Annotated in this window: 15 protein-coding genes and 2 other annotated features; of the genes, 1 reads left to right on the top strand and 14 read right to left on the bottom strand. The window is 46.4% G+C overall.

Going from position 1 to position 18,250, the window contains the following annotated elements; genetic code table 11:
- Nucleotides 1-46 precede the first annotated feature (46 nt).
- Nucleotides 47-251 (bottom strand) — a binding site (T-box leader).
- Nucleotides 252-297: 46 nt separating this feature from the next.
- The 9 genes from M1J35_RS05685 to M1J35_RS05645 all read right to left on the bottom strand — a co-directional run bounded on the left by M1J35_RS05685 (nucleotide 298) and on the right by M1J35_RS05645 (nucleotide 10,435).
- Complete coding sequence (locus M1J35_RS05685; RefSeq protein WP_229597402.1) at nucleotides 298-1,323, bottom strand: hypothetical protein; 1,026 nt, start codon at nucleotides 1,321-1,323, stop codon at nucleotides 298-300.
- A gap of 27 nt (nucleotides 1,324-1,350) precedes the next feature.
- Nucleotides 1,351-2,574, bottom strand: a complete 1,224-nt coding sequence (locus tag M1J35_RS05680; RefSeq protein WP_254652970.1) for an MFS transporter — start codon at nucleotides 2,572-2,574, stop codon at nucleotides 1,351-1,353.
- A 59-nt stretch (nucleotides 2,575-2,633) separates the two neighbouring features.
- Nucleotides 2,634-2,884 (bottom strand) — a binding site (T-box leader).
- Between the two features lie 49 nt (nucleotides 2,885-2,933).
- Entirely contained in the window at nucleotides 2,934-4,115 is a 1,182-nt protein-coding gene (locus M1J35_RS05675; RefSeq protein WP_254652969.1) for a sigma-70 family RNA polymerase sigma factor, read from the bottom strand.
- Nucleotides 4,116-4,306: 191 nt separating this feature from the next.
- Complete coding sequence (locus M1J35_RS05670; RefSeq protein WP_034761269.1) at nucleotides 4,307-4,507, bottom strand: hypothetical protein; 201 nt, start codon at nucleotides 4,505-4,507, stop codon at nucleotides 4,307-4,309.
- Between the two features lie 328 nt (nucleotides 4,508-4,835).
- Nucleotides 4,836-6,284 (bottom strand): carbon starvation CstA family protein, encoded by a 1,449-nt coding sequence (locus M1J35_RS05665; protein WP_254652968.1) that lies wholly within the window; start codon nucleotides 6,282-6,284, stop codon nucleotides 4,836-4,838.
- 304 nt (nucleotides 6,285-6,588) lie between these two features.
- Nucleotides 6,589-7,302 (bottom strand): LytR/AlgR family response regulator transcription factor, encoded by a 714-nt coding sequence (locus tag M1J35_RS05660; protein WP_224521407.1) that lies wholly within the window; start codon nucleotides 7,300-7,302, stop codon nucleotides 6,589-6,591.
- Nucleotides 7,299-9,038 (bottom strand): sensor histidine kinase, encoded by a 1,740-nt coding sequence (locus M1J35_RS05655; protein WP_254652967.1) that lies wholly within the window; start codon nucleotides 9,036-9,038, stop codon nucleotides 7,299-7,301. Before M1J35_RS05655 ends, M1J35_RS05660 begins: the two co-directional genes overlap by 4 nt.
- Nucleotides 9,039-9,155: 117 nt before the next feature.
- The gene (locus M1J35_RS05650) at nucleotides 9,156-9,998 is read right to left on the bottom strand and encodes a YihY/virulence factor BrkB family protein (RefSeq protein WP_254652966.1); all 843 of its coding nucleotides are present in this window, start codon (nucleotides 9,996-9,998) and stop codon (nucleotides 9,156-9,158) included.
- Between the two features lie 17 nt (nucleotides 9,999-10,015).
- Nucleotides 10,016-10,435 carry a hypothetical protein gene (locus M1J35_RS05645; RefSeq protein WP_051758354.1) on the bottom strand — a complete coding sequence of 140 codons (420 nt, stop codon included), beginning with the start codon at nucleotides 10,433-10,435 and terminating at the stop codon, nucleotides 10,016-10,018.
- Nucleotides 10,436-10,680: 245 nt separating this feature from the next.
- On the opposite strand from M1J35_RS05645, the gene M1J35_RS05640 reads away from it, so the two are divergent.
- Nucleotides 10,681-10,908, top strand: coding sequence for a DUF1128 domain-containing protein (locus M1J35_RS05640; protein ID WP_034761256.1), 228 nt, complete (start codon nucleotides 10,681-10,683; stop codon nucleotides 10,906-10,908).
- 76 nt (nucleotides 10,909-10,984) lie between these two features.
- On the opposite strand, the gene M1J35_RS05635 is transcribed toward M1J35_RS05640, so the two are convergent.
- The 5 genes from M1J35_RS05635 to M1J35_RS05615 all read right to left on the bottom strand — a co-directional run bounded on the left by M1J35_RS05635 (nucleotide 10,985) and on the right by M1J35_RS05615 (nucleotide 18,135).
- Nucleotides 10,985-11,500, bottom strand: a complete 516-nt coding sequence (locus tag M1J35_RS05635) for a type 1 glutamine amidotransferase domain-containing protein (protein ID WP_079530796.1) — start codon at nucleotides 11,498-11,500, stop codon at nucleotides 10,985-10,987.
- Nucleotides 11,501-11,566: 66 nt separating this feature from the next.
- The gene (locus M1J35_RS05630) at nucleotides 11,567-12,883 is read right to left on the bottom strand and encodes a lysine N(6)-hydroxylase/L-ornithine N(5)-oxygenase family protein (RefSeq protein ID WP_254652965.1); all 1,317 of its coding nucleotides are present in this window, start codon (nucleotides 12,881-12,883) and stop codon (nucleotides 11,567-11,569) included.
- A gap of 230 nt (nucleotides 12,884-13,113) precedes the next feature.
- Nucleotides 13,114-14,112 carry a class I SAM-dependent methyltransferase gene (locus M1J35_RS05625; RefSeq protein WP_254652964.1) on the bottom strand — a complete coding sequence of 333 codons (999 nt, stop codon included), beginning with the start codon at nucleotides 14,110-14,112 and terminating at the stop codon, nucleotides 13,114-13,116.
- On the bottom strand, nucleotides 14,109-15,425 hold the full coding sequence (locus tag M1J35_RS05620; RefSeq protein ID WP_224521414.1) for an FAD-dependent oxidoreductase: 1,317 nt from the start codon (nucleotides 15,423-15,425) through the stop codon (nucleotides 14,109-14,111). The genes M1J35_RS05625 and M1J35_RS05620 overlap by 4 nt, the downstream gene beginning before the upstream one ends.
- Before the next feature lie 277 nt (nucleotides 15,426-15,702).
- Complete coding sequence (locus M1J35_RS05615) at nucleotides 15,703-18,135, bottom strand: PAS domain S-box protein (RefSeq protein WP_254652963.1); 2,433 nt, start codon at nucleotides 18,133-18,135, stop codon at nucleotides 15,703-15,705.
- Nucleotides 18,136-18,250 lie beyond the last annotated feature (115 nt).

Below are 18,250 nucleotides of genomic sequence, written 5' to 3'. Positions count from 1 at the left end.
ACATTCAGCGAACCGCCCGACGGTAACAAAAAAAGCCCTGCTTCTCATCAGGGACCATTTCTGGCGGTACCACCCTGATTCAAAGCAAAGCTTTACACTCATTCCATGATAACGGTTTCGGACCGCTGATATCTTCATTCGATACAGAACTAGGAGGCAGGTTCAAAGGTTCATCCATGGGAGCTTCTCACCAAACCGCTCCCTCTCTGAAAAGACAAGATCCCTTTACTGATCCTCTTCAATGTTTCAGTTATTTTAGATGATTATATAGAGATTCCATGAGGGTGTCAATATCTGTTAGAGGGAATAAAACCGTTCCATTTCCCGTTCAAAGAAATCATTCCCATTCCTTTCATCGAAATCTCCCGCAATTTCCTCGGCCACTTCACTCATTACATCCACGGCGAAGCCCGGGCGATGCCCCGCTTCCAAGAGCTTCCGGTGGAGGACGATGGCACTCATATAAAAATAGAACATCCCATACGGATCTTTTCCGCTGTCGGCATACTCAATGTGGCGCTCCAATACCTTAATGCCCCTAAGAGGTTCCGTTAAAGCTAGAAACCGGATATGCTCAGAGGCCTCAATGAGAAAGTGAGGTTTATCGTAAATGAAAAAGTATCCCTCAGATTGGTAACGTACGGCTTCCTCCAACCGGCCGTCCTCATAATAAGGAAGGAGCAGCTTGCTGTACGTAAGATGTGGAATTTCCCCGCAGCACACTTCTTTGGATAATAACAGCTTCTCGATTGGAGCCGCCTTCTCCTTTTCCCCTGTTAAATAGAAATACTCAAGCTGTGTCTGATATTCACACGCTTCACAATCCGCCAGGGAATCCCGTTCTGCGGCGAGCCATTCATGATAATAATCGTGGGCGTCCTTTATTTCACCTGTCTTCAAAGCCCGTTTATGCTGATGTTGATAATAAGGGCGTAGACTGTATCCGTAGCGGTCATACGCTTCCTGAAAGTCATTGAAAAATGCATCCAGGAGCTCCATTTCAATGCCCGGCATCTTCACCAGATGCTCCGCCATCCATTTATAGATCCAGAGGAAGCTTTCCACCCAATCCTCCAAGTTCTCTTCATTATCTAAAAAGAACCCGTTGCACCATTCGAAATGATCGAATAATTCCTCATACTCCCCAAGATAGTTGACGGTCCTCATGATTCCAAACCGACAGCAGAATTCCTTATAGAGATCCCCTTCTTTTTGGGCGATGAACAACAGATCCTCCAACCCATCCCACTTTTCAAAGCTCGCTTCTTCCCGACTCATCAGCTCTTCCCATTTATCCCAATATTGATCCACCGTCATCTTCATCCGCGAACCTCCTTCATGAGTGCGTTTTTATTTATTATAACATTCTGAATTATATTTTAACTGTTTTTTCCAAGAATTCTTCCTCATTGCTCCCCATAAAACCAGGGTGATCACAAGCATGACGATCGAACCTCCAGCGACGGCAGCCCGAATCGACACCACCTCTGCCCCCAGTCCGATCAGAACCGTCAGCAAGATGACAAGGACCCCTTCAAGCAACCCATACAGACTCCCTACCCGCCCCATGATTTCAACAGGGATATGTTCTTGATAAAAAGTCTCGAACCCTGTTGTCGCAAAGGCCAGGGCAAAGGATAAAAGAGCAAATCCAATCCCAATCGTCAAGAAGTCATGTGAAAATGCATATATGATATACCCAACGGAGACGATGACAGAGCCGACACCCATGAGGTGCATATGATGAAGCTTATGAGACAACGCCGCATTCAGGAGAGATCCCAGTACAAACCCTCCCCCTGCAATGCTCACGAGATATCCGTAGGTACTATTGGAGAGATGCAGCATATCTTTAGAAAAAGCGGCTTCAAGGGAATCGATGGCAGCCGTCATCACGAGCATGCACGTGAAAAATACGTACAGGATCATCACGTAAGCCGATCTCTTGCTGAAACCCCATACCACCCGCCAATCATCCTTAATGATTTCCCAGTGGAAGGTACTTGTTTGATTCGATGAACCCCCCTTAAGTTTAGGCAAAAACAGGGTGATCACCCCTGATAACAAAAGGGCAAGAGCGTTCATATAAAGGGCAAAATCCGGTGTTCCCATCAGGAATAAGATCCCCGCCACCCCGGGCCCGATCAGAAATGCCCCCGACCCCACGAGTCCCCGAAGAGCATTGAACCGCTGCCTGTTCCCCTTCGGAATCAACGTTGTGGTATAAGCCATCGACGCCGGATAAAAGACAGCACTCCCCATATTGATGAAAAGCACGACAACATACATCCACCAATCCGTCGCAAGGAATGGCAAAGCCGCAATCAACACGGCCCTGAAAAAGTCCAATGCCGCCATCAGATTCCGCTTATTGACCCGGTCAATCAAACTCCCGGCCCAACCGTTCGTGATAAGCGCCGCAACTGGCTTCAACACGTATAACATCACCACCGCCACAGGTGACCCCCACTCATCCAATACAATCAAATTAAGGGCAATCAGATAAATCCATCCGCCAATACTCGAAATTCCGATACCCGATAAAAGCAACATAGGATCCTTCCACTTTTTCATCCACTATTCCTCCCCGCGATTTGTGTACAACAAAAAAATCCCACCCCCAAGACGTTGGTCTTGGGGGCGAGATTCTATATCGCGGTGCCACCCCAGTTCACCAGTATGTCACCATACCGGCCTTTTCGGGTACGGCCCATCGGCGTATACCCTAGCTCCGTAACGGGAGCTCCCGTCACACCATCCCCGCTGCCGGTTCCGATGCGCTGCTCAGAGTCTTGGTTCAACATCGTCTTTCCTGCCCCTTTTCAGCTGCCGGAGCTCTCTTTAAAGAAGTCTTGATATCTACTCTTCTCTTCATGGCATTTTTTTGAAATTTTTATTATGATAGCATGGCTGGGGTGGAAAGTAAATGAAAATTACATGATCAGCTTTTGTTTCAGAAAATCTCTATACCCCGGTTTCCGGTTTACGATTTGAATGATAAGTTCCCTGAGTTCATCCAGTTCCCTGGCGTCAGCAGTCGTATTGCAGTCAGAATACCGGTATTCATACGTTTCCCGATTCATTCTGATCTTCATGACATAGCTTCGATTCGGTTGACTATAACAACTTTCCTCATCAGAAAGATATGTTTCTTCTTTCAAGTTCAAACTCTCCACTTTTGTAAAAATCTCCTGGGTTTCCTGCTTTGTAAAGAACAACTCTTTCCTCTCCCCATCCTCGCTGGTCAGGGAGTCCGTAAAAGTACTTACTGTCATACCGCCATCATACCGTATCTCCACATCAAAATTAGACTTATTGGTAAAGAAACCACTCAACCTCTCGCTCCCCAAGAATCCCCATTGCTCTCCCTTCACTACCGCAAACCCGAAAAGAAGGATGAGAATGATCCCCAAACTGATAAAAGGGGCATACCACCTGCGCCGGTATTCTTTTTTCAGTACTTCACCGCCTGCTCTATTCCTGACTTTTTCCTTCATTTTGTTGTCAAAATCAAAGCCCCTCAATCCCTCATCCGTCATTTTTCTAATCTGTTGCTGAAGTTCCCTATCCATCATAAGGCACCCCTTTTGGATACATTTTTTCAGTTTCTCTTTCGCTGTCTTCAATCTTGTTTTAGCTGTATTGATGTTGATTTCCAAGCATTCGGCGATCTCTGAGACTTTCAACTCTTCATAATAATACAGAAACAGTACTTCCCTATACTTAACTGGAAGGGACAGTAGCTTCCGATGCAGCTCCTTGCTTGTTTCTTTATGTAAGACTTGAGTTTGAGGATTATTACCTGTGAACTCATGTAGAATTTCACTTAGTTTATTCGAAAAAAGAAGCTTCCTCGTTTCCCACTTTTTAAGATGATCCTTGCTCTGATTGATCGCAATCCTAATGATCCAGGTCTTCAGAGAAGATTCATTTCGGAACGAATCAACCCGCTGATAGAACTTGATAAACACCTCTTGAGCAATATCCTCGGCTAAGCGGTAATCCTTTACGTAGGAATATGCTATATATAGCACTTCTTTTCCATATTGACTCATCACTTCTTCGAGTAAATCATCCTTGGAGATAGGAATTTCGTATGCTGGACCCTCATTCAATGGGAACTCACCTCTTTTCTACTACTTTGACGAGTGTCGAGGGGAAAAGGTTTGATTTTTTCCGGTAGGGGGATTTCATTTGGGGTTCCTTGCGGTGAGGAGTTTCGAATTGAATGTATCGACCGTTTCTCACGATACCGACCATTCCACAAAAAAAAGAGCACTCTCCTAACGAGTGCTCCTCTCCCCAATTAGCTACCCATCTTCCGGCGGGTATTGCTTGGCTTCTTCGTTTGCTGACTTTGCATACGTTGGTTGGATGCAAGACCGCCTGTTGCCTGCTTGCCGCCTGCCTGTGCTTCTTTCTTCTTCGCAAGCTGTTGCTTCATCGCTTCCTGAAGGCTGATTTTTTTCTTTTCTGGCTGTATTTGTTGATCATTAGTATTCGACATAATGGGATCTCCTTTTTGAGACTACTAAATTTTTGAAACTACCTCCATTATAATACATCCTACGGAATAAAGACATCTGCCTAAAAAAGAAAATAAGCCAACCCCGTAAAGGATTGGCGAAAAAATATTTCTAGTGATATCCATTCTGTCCGTTTGCAGAACCGGATGTTTTATGTTTCGGCTTGGCGTTTTGATTTTGCTTTGTACCGCCGTCTTTTTTCGTTTTCTTTGTCATGTTGAATCACTCCCAAGACATAGTTTGTGAATCCTTATTATTTTGTACAAAAAAAGAAAAGAGTTTCCCGGTAATAACCGGAAAACTCTCCATTTACGCTGCTGGCTGCGGCACGTCTTCGTCGACCTGTATGACGCTACCATCGTTTAAGCGCTTTCGTAATGTGTAGATAAAGGCAAGGATTGACACAATCGTTATGACGGTAGCTCCCATATAGGCTGTGCCCATGGAAAGCCCGAATCCAATCGGAGCGTTCAGGATATACGTGAACGTCACCATCGTCATAAAGATGGCCGGGATCGTTGCGACCCAGTGTGGTTTCTTTTGAAGGGCAAGATACATAGCACCTACCCAAAGAGCAATCATCGCCGTCGATTGGTTCGCCCATGAGAAGTATCTCCATAAGAGATTGAAGTCCATGCGTGTCAGTACGACTGAAATCACGAACAGTGGAACGGCGATCCAAAGGCGGCTGGACATTTTCGCCTGTCCGACTTTGATGTAATCCGCAATGATCATACGTGCACTTCGGAATGAAGTATCACCGGAAGTGATCGGAAGAACGATGACCCCAAGGATGGCAAGCGTTCCGCCGATGGAACCAAGCATCAGAACAGACACTTCGCTCACGACTGCGGCAGGTCCTCCGTCTTTCAAGATCGCATTCAGTTCACCAGGCTCGAACAAGCTCATGGCTGCTGCTGCCCAGATCATCGCAATGATCGCTTCTAAAATCATCATACCGTAGAAAATTTTGCGTCCGTTCTTTTCGTTTTGAGTCGTTCTTGAAATGATCGGTGACTGTGTTGCATGGAAACCTGAAAGGGCCCCGCAAGAGATCGTCAAGAATAATAAAGGGAAAATAGCTACAGAATCAGGATGCATATTCGTCAGGGATACTTCAGGAATATCCGCTCCCGTAATCACCAATCCTGCTCCGATTCCTACTGCACTGATCAGAAGCAGTGCTCCGAACAGCGGATACACTTTACCGATGATTTTATCGATCGGAAGTAATGTTGCGACAATATAGTAAATGAAGATCGCTGCAATGATGACACCTAGTGAAATCCATGCCGGAGTCATATTCGCAATCAGTGCTGCAGGAGCGGTAACGAACACTGTCCCTACCAATACAAGTAACAGGATCGAGAATGCGTTCACCACATGCTTCATCGTTTTGCCAAGGAAACGCCCTGCAAGCTCCGGTAAATGAGCCCCTCCGTTACGGATTGAAATCATCCCTGTCAAGTAATCATGGACCGCTCCGGCAAAAATCGCCCCGATTACGATCCAAAGGAAAGCGACCGGTCCGTATAATGCTCCCATGATCGGGCCGAAGATCGGGCCGACACCAGCGATATTCAACAGCTGGATCATGGAGTTACGCTTCGTGTCCATTGGGACGTAGTCGACTCCGTCTGCCTTTGCATAAGCAGGGGTGGAACGACTTTCATTCACTCCAAAAATCTTTTCAATCAATTTTCCATATGTGAAGTAACCAATAATTAAGACAACAATCGAGATCAGGAATGTGACCATGTATATGATCCCCTTTCGTTCAGTTATGAATACGCTTTCATTATAGCAAGCATATTCACATTTTCGTCACATTCTGTTTAAGATGTCGAAAATTGGGGTTGAGATGTTCTGGGAGGGGATTATTGTGCATGGTGGAATTGATGGGTGCCTGGCACCGAATGCTGGATTTGTGCCTGGCACCAAAAGCCAGGAATGTACCAGGCACCCATCAACCATTTTGTACCTGGCACAAAAATCAAAAAATGTACCAGGTACAAATCCCACCGATTGTACCTGGTACAGCCATACTACACACTAACGACAACTACAACTCCAACCGCTCCCGCAACTCCTTCACATAATTCCGGCTCACCGGAATCGCCTCATCGGCCCCATGAACCTTCAGCTGGTATACGCCGCTCCCCCATGGAATCAGCTCTTCCACAAAGGGCAGCTGAACGAGATAGCTTTTGTGGACGCGGAAGAATGGATAGGTGCTCAGTTTGGCTTCCAATTCCTTGATTGGCAGCCTGCACGTGTATTTCTTTTTTTCCGTACAGATGAACGTTTCCCGCTCTTCCCTGAAAATGTAGAGAATATCCTCCGGCTTGACGAATACAATCTTGTCCTCATCATGGACGGCCAGTTTCCCGAGGGATGGATTTTCACGAGGTTCGACCTTCACTAAAGACTTCAGTCTCTCCATCGTTTGGGCAAGCTGATCCTCTTCAAAAGGTTTCAGCAGGTAATCGACAGCCTCGACCCGGAATGCTTTAAGGGCATAGTCAGGGTACGCCGTGGCGAAGACGATTTCCGGCTTATGCTTCATGTTTTGAAGGGCCTCGGCGAGATCCACTCCGCTCATGCCGGGCATCTCGATGTCCAGGAACAGGACGTCAGGCTCTTTCGTCAGTATGATTTCGAGGCCCTTTTCGGCTGAGCTTGCTTCCCCGACCACCTCTGCCCAGGTATAACTGCCGAGGAGATGCTTCATTTCCTCACGGCTGTATGGTTCATCATCGATGATTGCGATTTTCATTCCTTTTCACTCCTTAACGTAAAGGCAACGGTGGTCCCGCTTTCCTTTGTCGATGAGATCTTCAGCCCTGCTTCTTTTCCCATCATCATTTCCAGGCGTTTGTTCACATTGTATAGGCCGATCCCTGTGCCTGCCTCTGATTCAACGGGCTCCGATAATAGCTTACTCAGTCTGTCTTCAGCGATGCCACATCCATTATCCGTCACGCTGACGGTCACTTTCTCCCCTTCTTTCCTTATGGAGATCGTTAACACAAACCCTTCTTCTACATGTTTCATCCCATGCTTGATCGCATTTTCCACCAGGGGCTGAAGGGTGATGGATGGGACTTTCGCCTGTAAAGCCTCTTCATCGATGTGATACTCAACTTTCAGCCGGTCAAAGAATCGTGCTTCTTCAATGGCCAGGTATGCTTTGACATGCTGTCCTTCTTCTTTGAGAGTGGACGTTGATTTCGTGCTCCCCGTCAGATTCTGGCGGACGAATTGGGAAAGGGAAATGAGCAGTGTCCTGGCCTTATCGGGATTGATCCGGGTCAATGACACAATGACATTGATCGTATTGAACAGAAAATGAGGGTTGATCTGAGCCTGGAGTGCCTTTACTTCGGACTCCTTCGCCAGCTCCTTATGGGTATCGATTTCAGCAAGCTCCAGCTGATGGCTGAGAAGTGTCGCAATCCCCTTGGTTAACTCCATCAATATCGGTGAAATTTCCTTTTCGGAATGAAAATAGAATTTAAGGGTCCCGACGATTTCATCCCCTTTTAAAAGCGGGGCCATGATGGCCGCTCCTAGTGGACACCCGCTCCGATCACACTGGATATCCTCCCGCCCCACCTTCATGAGCTCACCGGTTTCGATGACCCGCTTCGTAGCTTCCGTTTGGATCGGCCGCCCTTCATGGTGATGATCAGATGCAAGCCCGACATGAGCGAGGATGTGGGATGTATTCGTGATGGAAACGGCCAGGGCATTGACATCCCTCATGAGGATTTCACATGTCGCCCGGGCTGACGATGCATTCAATCCTTTTCGCATGTATTGCACTGTACTGTCTGCCAGGCGCAGTGCTTTCTGTGACTGAGCAGCCCCCATCCGTTCCTCTTCTTGAAATACACTCTTGATGATAAGCAGGAAAATCCCGGTCCCGACGCCATTGGCGAGAATCATCGGCCAACCGATGTCAGACACGAGCAAGTAAGCATCGTCAAATGGCTTCGACAATAACAGGATGAGAAGCATCTGCATCCCCTCTGCAATAAAGCCGACAAGGAACGCCTTTTGCGGAGAAACGAGCCTGTTTTTCTTTTCCTGCTTTCCGATCCATCCTGCCAACAGACCTGCAAGCACCGTCGAGATCCCGCATGAGAACGCCGTGAATCCACCAAGGAAATACCGGTGGACACCCGCCACCAGTCCGGCCCCTAGACCGATCCAGGGACCACCGAGGAGTCCTGCCACCACGACACCGATTACGCGCGAGTTCGCAATCGCTTCATTCTGTTGAAGATGCCACTGCCATTTCGTATATTCTTCCTGAAACGGATTCACGATCAATCCTGTATATGTACCAACGATCCCGAAGAACCCAAACAGCAGGATCAGGAGGAGCGTCTGGGATTTCTTCACGTGGGTGCGTTTTTCAATCAGATGCCGAAAGAAGCTGATCCTCGTCATCACAAAGGCAATCGTCACGATGATGCCGAGCCGTTCGACCATTGCGGCAATTAACATATTCCCCACCTCGCTTTCTCTAGCACATAAAAAAAGAAGACCCCTTAAACATGAATGTTTAATAGAATCTTCCCCTACTTCAACCTTTCCTATGTCCAGGGGATGATTTCCCCTATTTTAACACGAATCCTTGTCTTTAATCGTGACGAGTGCATTGATTTCTCCACCGATCATGATGATGATTCCCGTTAAGTAGAACCAGATCATGAGTACGATGATTCCACCAATGCTGCCGTATGTGGCGGAATAATTCCCATAGCTTCCCACATAATACGAAAAGGCCAAGGACGCAAGTACCCATCCAAGCGTTGCAAAGATCGCTCCCGGAAACGCACTTAAACATTTAATCCGTTTACTTGGAGCGAAATAATACAATCCGACGAAAATGATAAAGAGGATGATGGGAGTGATTGCCCAGCGTATCCCGTTCCATATCGTTAAGAATTGATCTGAAAATCCAAATTGAGAAAAGAGGAATAGACCAATCTGTTTTCCGAATACCGGAAGCAGGAGAGCGATGACAAATACCAGGATCATGGCGAATGTCAACAGAATGGACATCAGGCGCGTGGCAATGAATGATCTGGTTTCCTCGACATCATATGCCCGGTTCAAGCTCTTCACTATGGCATTCATCCCATTGGATGCCGACCAGATCGTGGCAATGATACTGACGGACAGTAAACCGGAATTGCGGTTGGACATGACGTCCTGCAGTGTTTCCTCGATCATCGACATCGTTTCACCCGGTGCAAAGTCCCTTACCAATCCAAGGATATCCCCCTGTTCAAAGGGAAGATACGGGAGAAGGGAGACAATAAATATCAGCAGTGGGAAGAGCGATAAAAGAAAGTAATAGGCAATTTGCGCAGCAAGGCCCGTTACGTCATTCGCACTGATATTGGCGAAAAGACTTTTCGAAAATCCTTTCCATTCTCCTTTGACCGTCTCATCCGACATGCTTTCACCTCATTTCGTTAATACCCCTTAAATGAAGAAGCAATCGGCTGGCTCTCTTCATCCTGAGCAGTTAGTTCATTCGATGGTTCATGACCTGAAAATGTATCTTTATATGCTTCTGATGAGTCTTCAAACGTTTCTTTCGTCTCCTCGATGATCTCTTTCACCTGAGGGGTCATCCCTTTGATTTCATCTACCTTTTCACTGATGAAGTGAATGTCCCTCGAGACCTGATCTGCCGTCATGCGAAGTTTCTCATACACTTCCTTTGATGTCTCAAGCAATCTCTGAGGATTTCTTGAGTAGGTGGAGATGTACTGTCCACTGTTCTTTAAAGTGGAGCCCACTTCCTGACGTGTCGATCTGTCCAGTAGAGACAGAATCCCCCCTGCAACAGCACCAAGCATGACCCCTTTGTAAAACTTATTTCTTCCCATATGTATTACCCTCCTTCAAATGATTGTCTTTTTTTATTCAGCAATCGGCTGCAGCCGGATTCCACTACATCATGTACTTTCTGGCAGCATTCTCACGTATTAGCTTATCTACTCATTTCCCATTCCTTTATAGTGTAAAACATTCTCTGAAAAAAATCCTCTTCTATCCATGCCTTATTGACAGGATGAAGGAATCATGGAAAGATAAATGTACTACACTGCACGTCAGAAAGGACGATTCAGAGATGGATTTATCACAGAACACAGCAGAAAACATCGAATACATGGTCACAGCGATTAAGGAAAAATTGAGAATGGTCAATGCAGGTGCCGTCAAGCCTGAAGATTTCAATGAAGAAATGTACGAGGATCTCCACGACCTTTATGTCATGGTGAATCGCAAGGATCATTTCAGCCCGAGCGAGATGAACGCCATCATTGAAGAAATGGGGAACCTTAGAAGAAAAGCGTGAACCGTCACTTAAAAAAGGGGACATTCCCTCAAAGGTACAAAATACCTTGGGGAATGTCCCCTTTCATTTACTTGTCTTATTTAGAAAGAAGCGCCAATGATTCACGGTTGAACGCCGGGATATCATCTGGTGTTCTGCTGGTTACAAGCTGATTGCCACACACGACGACTTCTTTATCTTCGTATGTCACACCTGCATATTCCATATCCACTTTGATGGACTTGAAGCCCGTTGCTTTTCGTCCTTCCAGTGCTTTTGCCGTAATGAGTAATTGTGGTCCGTGGCAAATCGCGAATACCGGCTTTTTCTCATCCATGAAATGCTTGGTGAATGTCACGAAACGGTCATCTGCTCGGAGCTGATCCGGAGAAAATCCACCTGGTAATAGTAAGGCATCAAAGTCTGCAGGATTGACGTCATCGATGCTTTCATCGATTTTCACCGTTGCATCACCCTGTTTGCCTTTGACTGATTTTCCTTTTTCCTTCTCAATCGTCACGACCTCGTGGCCTGCTTCTTTAAACGCTTTTTCAGGATCTGTAAATTCTACGTCTTCAAACATGTCTGTAATTAATGTTGCGATCTTAGCCATAAAATATAACACTCCTATTATTGTTTGATTTCTTATCACACTTATACTTTACCCGGCACACATAGATTAAAACCCATCATTACCCATCGTGAATTGGGAGAAGATCGTATTCCTTTGTACTTCATACACTTCTTTCCCCATGATGTCGTTGATGATATGGATATTCCGGTCGACGGCCAATCCAAGATTCGTCGCCCCGGCCCCGTGGGAGTGCTCCAGATTCGTCACGGTGTAAAAATGATGTTCGCGATCCGGCTTTTCTTTAAATTGAAGCTGATAGTTCCGGGAGACTTTGAATTTCTTATCATCTTCCCACAGGATTTTGTCTTCGAACTCCTCAAAAAACCATTCAGGAATATTTGGCTTGTACCCTGTCGCTAAAATCACTTTATCGCTTTGATACGTGAATTCGCGATTTTCCTGCCATTGGCGGCAGCTCAAGACGTAACCATCCCCTTCATCCCGGACCTCGTTCACTTCCGTCAGGGGCTGGATGGTCGTGCGGGTTGACTGGTCTCTGACTGAGTGGTTATAGAGAATGTTATAAATATTGTTCAGGGTGTCCGGATCGATCCCGTTTCTGAGCTGATCGAGGGTTTTCAGGGCTTCCATCCGCTTTTCATACGAGAGTTCATGGAAATAATCCACATAGTCAGGTGCGAAGAATTCCTGCCCGAGCTTTGACGATTCAAGCTGCAGGATCCCTTCGGAACGGGTCAGCCACGAGAGCTGATACGAATGATTTTCCTGCTCCTTCAATAAATCAAAGAATACCTCGGCTGCACTTTGACCGGATCCCACTATCGTGATGGAGGCCCCTTCCATCGTCGTTTTTTTATGGAACAGATACTTACTCGTGTGATGGACGTCCTCATCCGGCAACCCTTCCATTCCTTTTAGAATAAGAGGCTTGCTTCCCGTTCCCATCACAATATGCTTCGCATAATAAACCTCACGCTCATCTTCCAGCCGGTTATCGACCACCACTTTATAACAGTCGCCAACATCCGTTACCCCGATCACTTCACTGTGAAATTGACATGAGCTCAGTTGCCCCGAGACCCAGCGGGCGTACTCATTGTATTCCTGACGCGGCATTTCAAACTTTTGAAAAAAGAAAAATTTATATAAACGATTATGGGTATGTAAATAATTCAAATAACTGTACCGGCTCTGTGGATTCGCAAACGTCACCAGGTCCGCGATGAACGGCACCTGCAAATCTGTCAGGTTGATCAGCATTCCCGGATGCCACTGAAACTCAGGGGTCTGATCGAAGAACTTCACCTTCAGATCGGTCCTTTCCTCCATCAAGGCAGCCAAACTTAAATTGTACGGCCCGATCCCGATTCCGATACAGTCGAATCTTTCATGTTTACTCAATCGGCTCTCCTCCACATTCATGATCTACTTTTCTATTTTTACCCTAAAAGGACGGGTGATTACCCTGTTTCTTGAAAATAATTATGGGGAATGTGTGACGATGGGGGTTCAGCTGCTGAATTTCTTTAGAATTTTGACAGGTGAAGCTCGAGCGTTATTCAGCTGCTGATTTCCATCCATTATTCAGCAGCTGAACAAAAGCAGACCCCAAACAAAAAACGGATCCCTTCTCACAAGGATCCGTCTTTCCTGAAAGTCATCGCGTACCATCCGCCTTCTTTCACGATCGGTTCGACGGACTCGACTTTAAAACGGGTTTTACCTGCCAGCGTCTCCATCTCCTTCTGTGAAGGAATCGGGTACAGGTTCTGGAACGTCATGAAGAAGCTGTTGAAGGCACTGGAGAATTGCTTTCCGTGCTTGGATTTCTGCATCGGTGTCAGGACGAAGAACAAGCCTTCGGACCCGAGCCACGCAGATGCTTTTTCAAAGAATTGAAGACGTTCGGATGGGTCGATATAGTGAAAAAGATTATTGGCCATGATCATATCGAAGGGCTGTTCGGGCTCATATTCATGCAGGTCCCCACAGTGGATATCGATATTTTCAAAGTCTTGCAGAGATTGTTCCGCTGCTTTGGCGACGGCTTCATGAATCTCGATCCCTACCATTTTCTTATCGGGATAACGCTCCCCTATCCTCTTTACATATCCTCCTTCACCGCATCCCAAGTCCAGAATGGAGTCCACATTGTATTTTTTAATCGCCTTCTGCACCTTTGGAAAAGCGAATCGCTCCAGTAGAATCGACGTTTTCGCTACCGTGGAGCCGTGGACATCTGAATTGAAGTGCTGTTTCGTCTGATTCCGAAGTAGTTGGGGATACGACAACAGCGCCGGGATATGCAGTTCCATCATTTCTTTCAGCAGGATCCCTGATGAGTGGGGATCTTTTTTGGAAGTCGGCAGCTTCCATCTGTTTCTTGTCGTGACCTTCTCATCCTCCACCCGTTTCAGATGCTTGATGGTGATTCCCACCTCCACCCATTGTTCAAGGAGATCCATTTCGATATTTTGAGAGAGCGCCACTTCCTGAATGGAAGCAGGCTTTGTAAATTGATCGAAAAGGTCCATTTCATAGCCCACATAGGCGTGCCAGCTGTATAGGAAAGGGACATTCTTTTTCATCCAGGTACGTGCCCGCCATACCTTCACCATTTCTCCAATCATTGTAGTGCCTCCTTTCCTTTCCAGGGATAGTCCTGATTTTCTGTAAATGCAGTCGTTGATTTTTCTTCGTCTGTTAATGAATCATGCCTGATCGGGAGCATCCCCCCCTGGATCATCCGGTCATAAAGGGTTTCCCTCCACATGCCGAGGCCTGAGATGTTCAGCATCTGTTTGTAATGGGAAATCGAATCCCTTTCCATCCTTTGCAGGCTTTTATTCCGGAGCCAGCCGACGGGTCGGTATGGATAGGAATAGACGAGGGCCGATAAGTGACTGAGGTGCATTTGGTGGGCGACCCTCTTTTTTCTCACCTTTGGATACCATTCCAAATTGGCTGGATCCAATTTCCCCTCTTTATACATGTCACATAATAGCTCCCCGAGGATGCTGCCATCCTGGATCGCCATATTCATCCCTTCCCCCGCCATGGGATGGACCGTATGGACGGCGTCTCCGATAAGGGCAAAATGATCCTTCACATAGGTCTCTGCATGATATTTCAATGGGACCATGAGCTGGATTTTCTTCCAATCCTCTATCTGGTTCACATACCCGTCAAGATCCGGGCACATTTCGATATAGAGTTTATGAAACTCTGAAATCGGCTTTTTCCGTAGTGTTTTGTATTCACCTGCCGGGATAAGATAAACCGACCTCACTTCATTGTCCGGAAGTGGAAATAAGCCTAAAAATGATTGATATGTAGAAATGATGCGCCCCTTCACCATTTCCTTGGGCCTTGGGAATGTGACCGTGAGGAAATGATGATTATACTTTTTCTCCTTCACATCTACTTCCATATAGTCACGAGTGACTGAACTCCTCCCCTCTGCACCGATGATGAAATCACTATGAATATCCGTTTCTGCCTTCGTCTCCCGATCCTCGACGGTCACGGTATGACCATTTATCTTTTTACAGACGGTATTCGCACGATAATGGAAGGATGGATACTCTTCCCCTTTTTGTCTCAGGATGTCCTTTAGGGTTTCATGATGGATCATGAGGGAAAATGGATACGGGGTCGGAAGGATGGAATAGCTCATGGTAGAATGATCGGCCTTCGATTTCGCCCGTTTCAATTCAATCAGTTCCAGATCGGAAATGCTGTGCCCGTTTTGGAAGACATCATCTATGACTCCCAGGGAATCGAATATTTCCAGGCTCTTCGGTTGGAGTAACTCACCCTTGTAGACGGCACCGGGCCCAGGCAACCGCTCTACGACGGTGACATCGATGTTACACCGGGCGAGTTTCAACCCGAGTGTCAGGCCGCCAATGCCTCCACCGCTTATAAAGACGTTCGTCTTCATCTCTCTTCACCTCTTTCCATTCATTTATCCTATTTCCAGGATGTTGAAACTTGCCGGTGTGCTCTCGCCATGAGGTGACAAGTTCCTTGCAGGAAAACCACCTTGAAGAAATTTGTAGAAGACGCTATTTCCCGGGAAAATATCAGTGTTATCACCCCCTCCCATCCAGCGTCTTGTTCACTATTTGTCGGATTATTTCCGTTTGAAAAATCGACAATACCCGTGAAAACAAAAAATACTCCACGACAAGATTCTTCTCTTATCGTGGAGTATTTTTCTAATGATTGTCGGCAATCGGCAGAAGGATTGTTACGGTGGTCCCTTCGCTGACGTTGCTTTGAATCGATAGTGAACCGTGATGCTCCTTGATGATCTTTTGACAAATCATCAGTCCGAGCCCGGTCCCTTTTTCTTTCGTGCTGTAAAATGGTTCCCCAAGATGTTTCATTCGCTCAGGAGGGATCCCGCTCCCGTTATCTTGAATCGAGATCTTCCCATGGCCATCCACCTTTTCCAGTTGAACATTGAGGAGTCCGCCTGCGGGCATGGCTTCCAGGGCATTTTTCATCACATTCAAGATGACTTGTTTCATTTGATGGGAATCACAGTAGATTTCGGCCTCTTCGACAGAGAACCTCACATCGACCCCCTGCTTCAGGCATTCCATCTTGATGAATTCAACGGAACTTGTGAGAAGAGTTGTCAGGGAGGTGAGGGAAAACTTGACGGCCCTCGGTTTAGCCAGTGCCAGAAACTCATTGGTGATGATTTCGATCCGGTCCAGTTCCCCCTGGATGACACCAAGATAAAAGTCATCCTCGGCATTTTCCTTCATGAGCTGGAGGAATCCTTTCAGGGTCGTCAGGGGATTCCTGATTTCGTGGGCAACGCCCGCTGCAAGCTGACCGATCATCGCGAGCTGCTCTGACTTTTTCAGCAGGTCTTCATTAAGCTTCTTCTCGGATAAGTCACGTATGATGGCAGAAATACCGATCAAACGTCCTCCATCATTCAAGATCGGATTCATATTAAATGCAATCTCGACCGGTGAGCCGTCTTTCCGGTACCGGACAGTTTCATAGTCTTTGATCCGTTTCCCGGCCATCACCGTGGCCAGGTTTTGCTTGAACTGAACGACCTGATCGTCCTGATGGAGGAAGGTGATTTCCCTTCCTGTGATTTCATCCTTCGTCCACCCGAACATCGATTCAAACTGTTGATTCACTTTTAAGACCTTTCCTTCCGGATCCAGTAGGGCGATCCCGTCCCCTGCATGCTCGAAATAGGCTTCAAGCAGTTCTTTCGCTTCTTTCAGTTCTTCTTCCATCTGCAGTTTTTCCGTGATGTCCTGCCCAAATCCGTAGATCCCGATCACCTTATTCTTAATTCGGATCGGGATATTGGTGACGGCCACATGGCTTTTGCCACCTTCTCCATTTTCGAAGGTGGTCACGAATCTTGACGCTTCTCCTTTAAGGGCGACTTCAAATTTCTTGATGGCCGTTTCCTTGCTTCCCTCTGCTATGAACTCACTGAAGTGGCTTCCGATCATATGGGGGGAGATGTGGTCCCACTGGGTTTTCACCGCTGGATTCACTTCTTGTATGATGCCGTTAGTATCGACCATATAAATATTGTCGGGGCTGTATTTTACGATTGATTTATATTTCTGTTCGCTTTCGATCAGTTTTCTCTGGATGTCCTTAATCAGGGAAATGTCTGATATGGACACGATGATTTCCACTACGGCACCTTTTTGAACGACCGGGACGATGGAAGCCAAATACTCCAATGTTTTGTATTCGTCTTCATAGGTCAGCTCTTCTCCCGTTTCCCATATCCGCTTTAACTTTGGTTGGATCTTCCCCAGATGATGGGAATCGAACACTTCCTGAATCGTTTTCCCGATCACTTTCGAAGGAGTCAGGTTCAGCTTATTCAATAGCTCCCCCGCTGCCATTTCAATGACAAAATCCTGATCGCTTTTCTTTATCTTGTACGTGATCGTCTTTTGAAGGCGGAGGGTATTTTCAAGTTCAACCTTTAAGGACATCAATTCATTTTCATACTTTTTCTTTTCCGTGATGTCATGGAGGATGATCCCCACACTATCCACCGTTCCGTCACTCTTATAATTGGCTGGGGAAATGGTGATATTACAGGTGATCTGAAGGTGCGTACCCATCTGGAAAGTCACTTCTTCCCCTGTCGTATTCAAGCCTTTCAAACCATCTTTCACAATGGAATGAAAGGCTCCATTCTGCAGTGGCGGCTGCTGACAGAGAGACTCCCCTAGAATGGCATCCGAAATCTGAAACAGCTCCTGGAAAGACTGATTCATTTCCATCACGTTTCCATTTTTATCAATGATACAAACACATGTAGGCGTATTGTGGATAAGGGCTTCATAAATCGCCGAATGGGAATGATGGTCATCATCGCGTGAAACGCCGGACTCAACAGGGATCATCATGACCAATTCTTTGGACTCATCCATCCGTTTCCTCTTAAATCCGTAGTATTGATGATGCAAGCGAATGGAATAATCGTCATCCTCCAGAATTTTCAGGAGGAGATTGTCTTCCTTGAGGGTGATCCCCCTCCATTCTTCATTTTGTTCTATAAAAGATGGTTGTGTCACATCGATTATTGCTGCCGGGGCTGGAATTGAATCTACATTCAATGCATGGTTAGAGTGCATTTGAGCCATAGTACCTTCCTTTATCGTAACGTTATTACCCCCATTTTACCCTACCTTTCCCAACATATAAACGACGAATGTCAATTCACACCAAAAACCCGGGCATCACCTTTCTGCCCGGGTT

The organism is Rossellomorea sp. KS-H15a (assembly GCF_024195245.1).
GTDB classification, from domain to species: Bacteria; Bacillota; Bacilli; order Bacillales; family Bacillaceae_B; genus Rossellomorea; species Rossellomorea vietnamensis.
The sequence above is the reverse complement of the archived record's forward strand: the minus strand, read 5'-3'. Positions and strand labels throughout refer to the sequence as shown.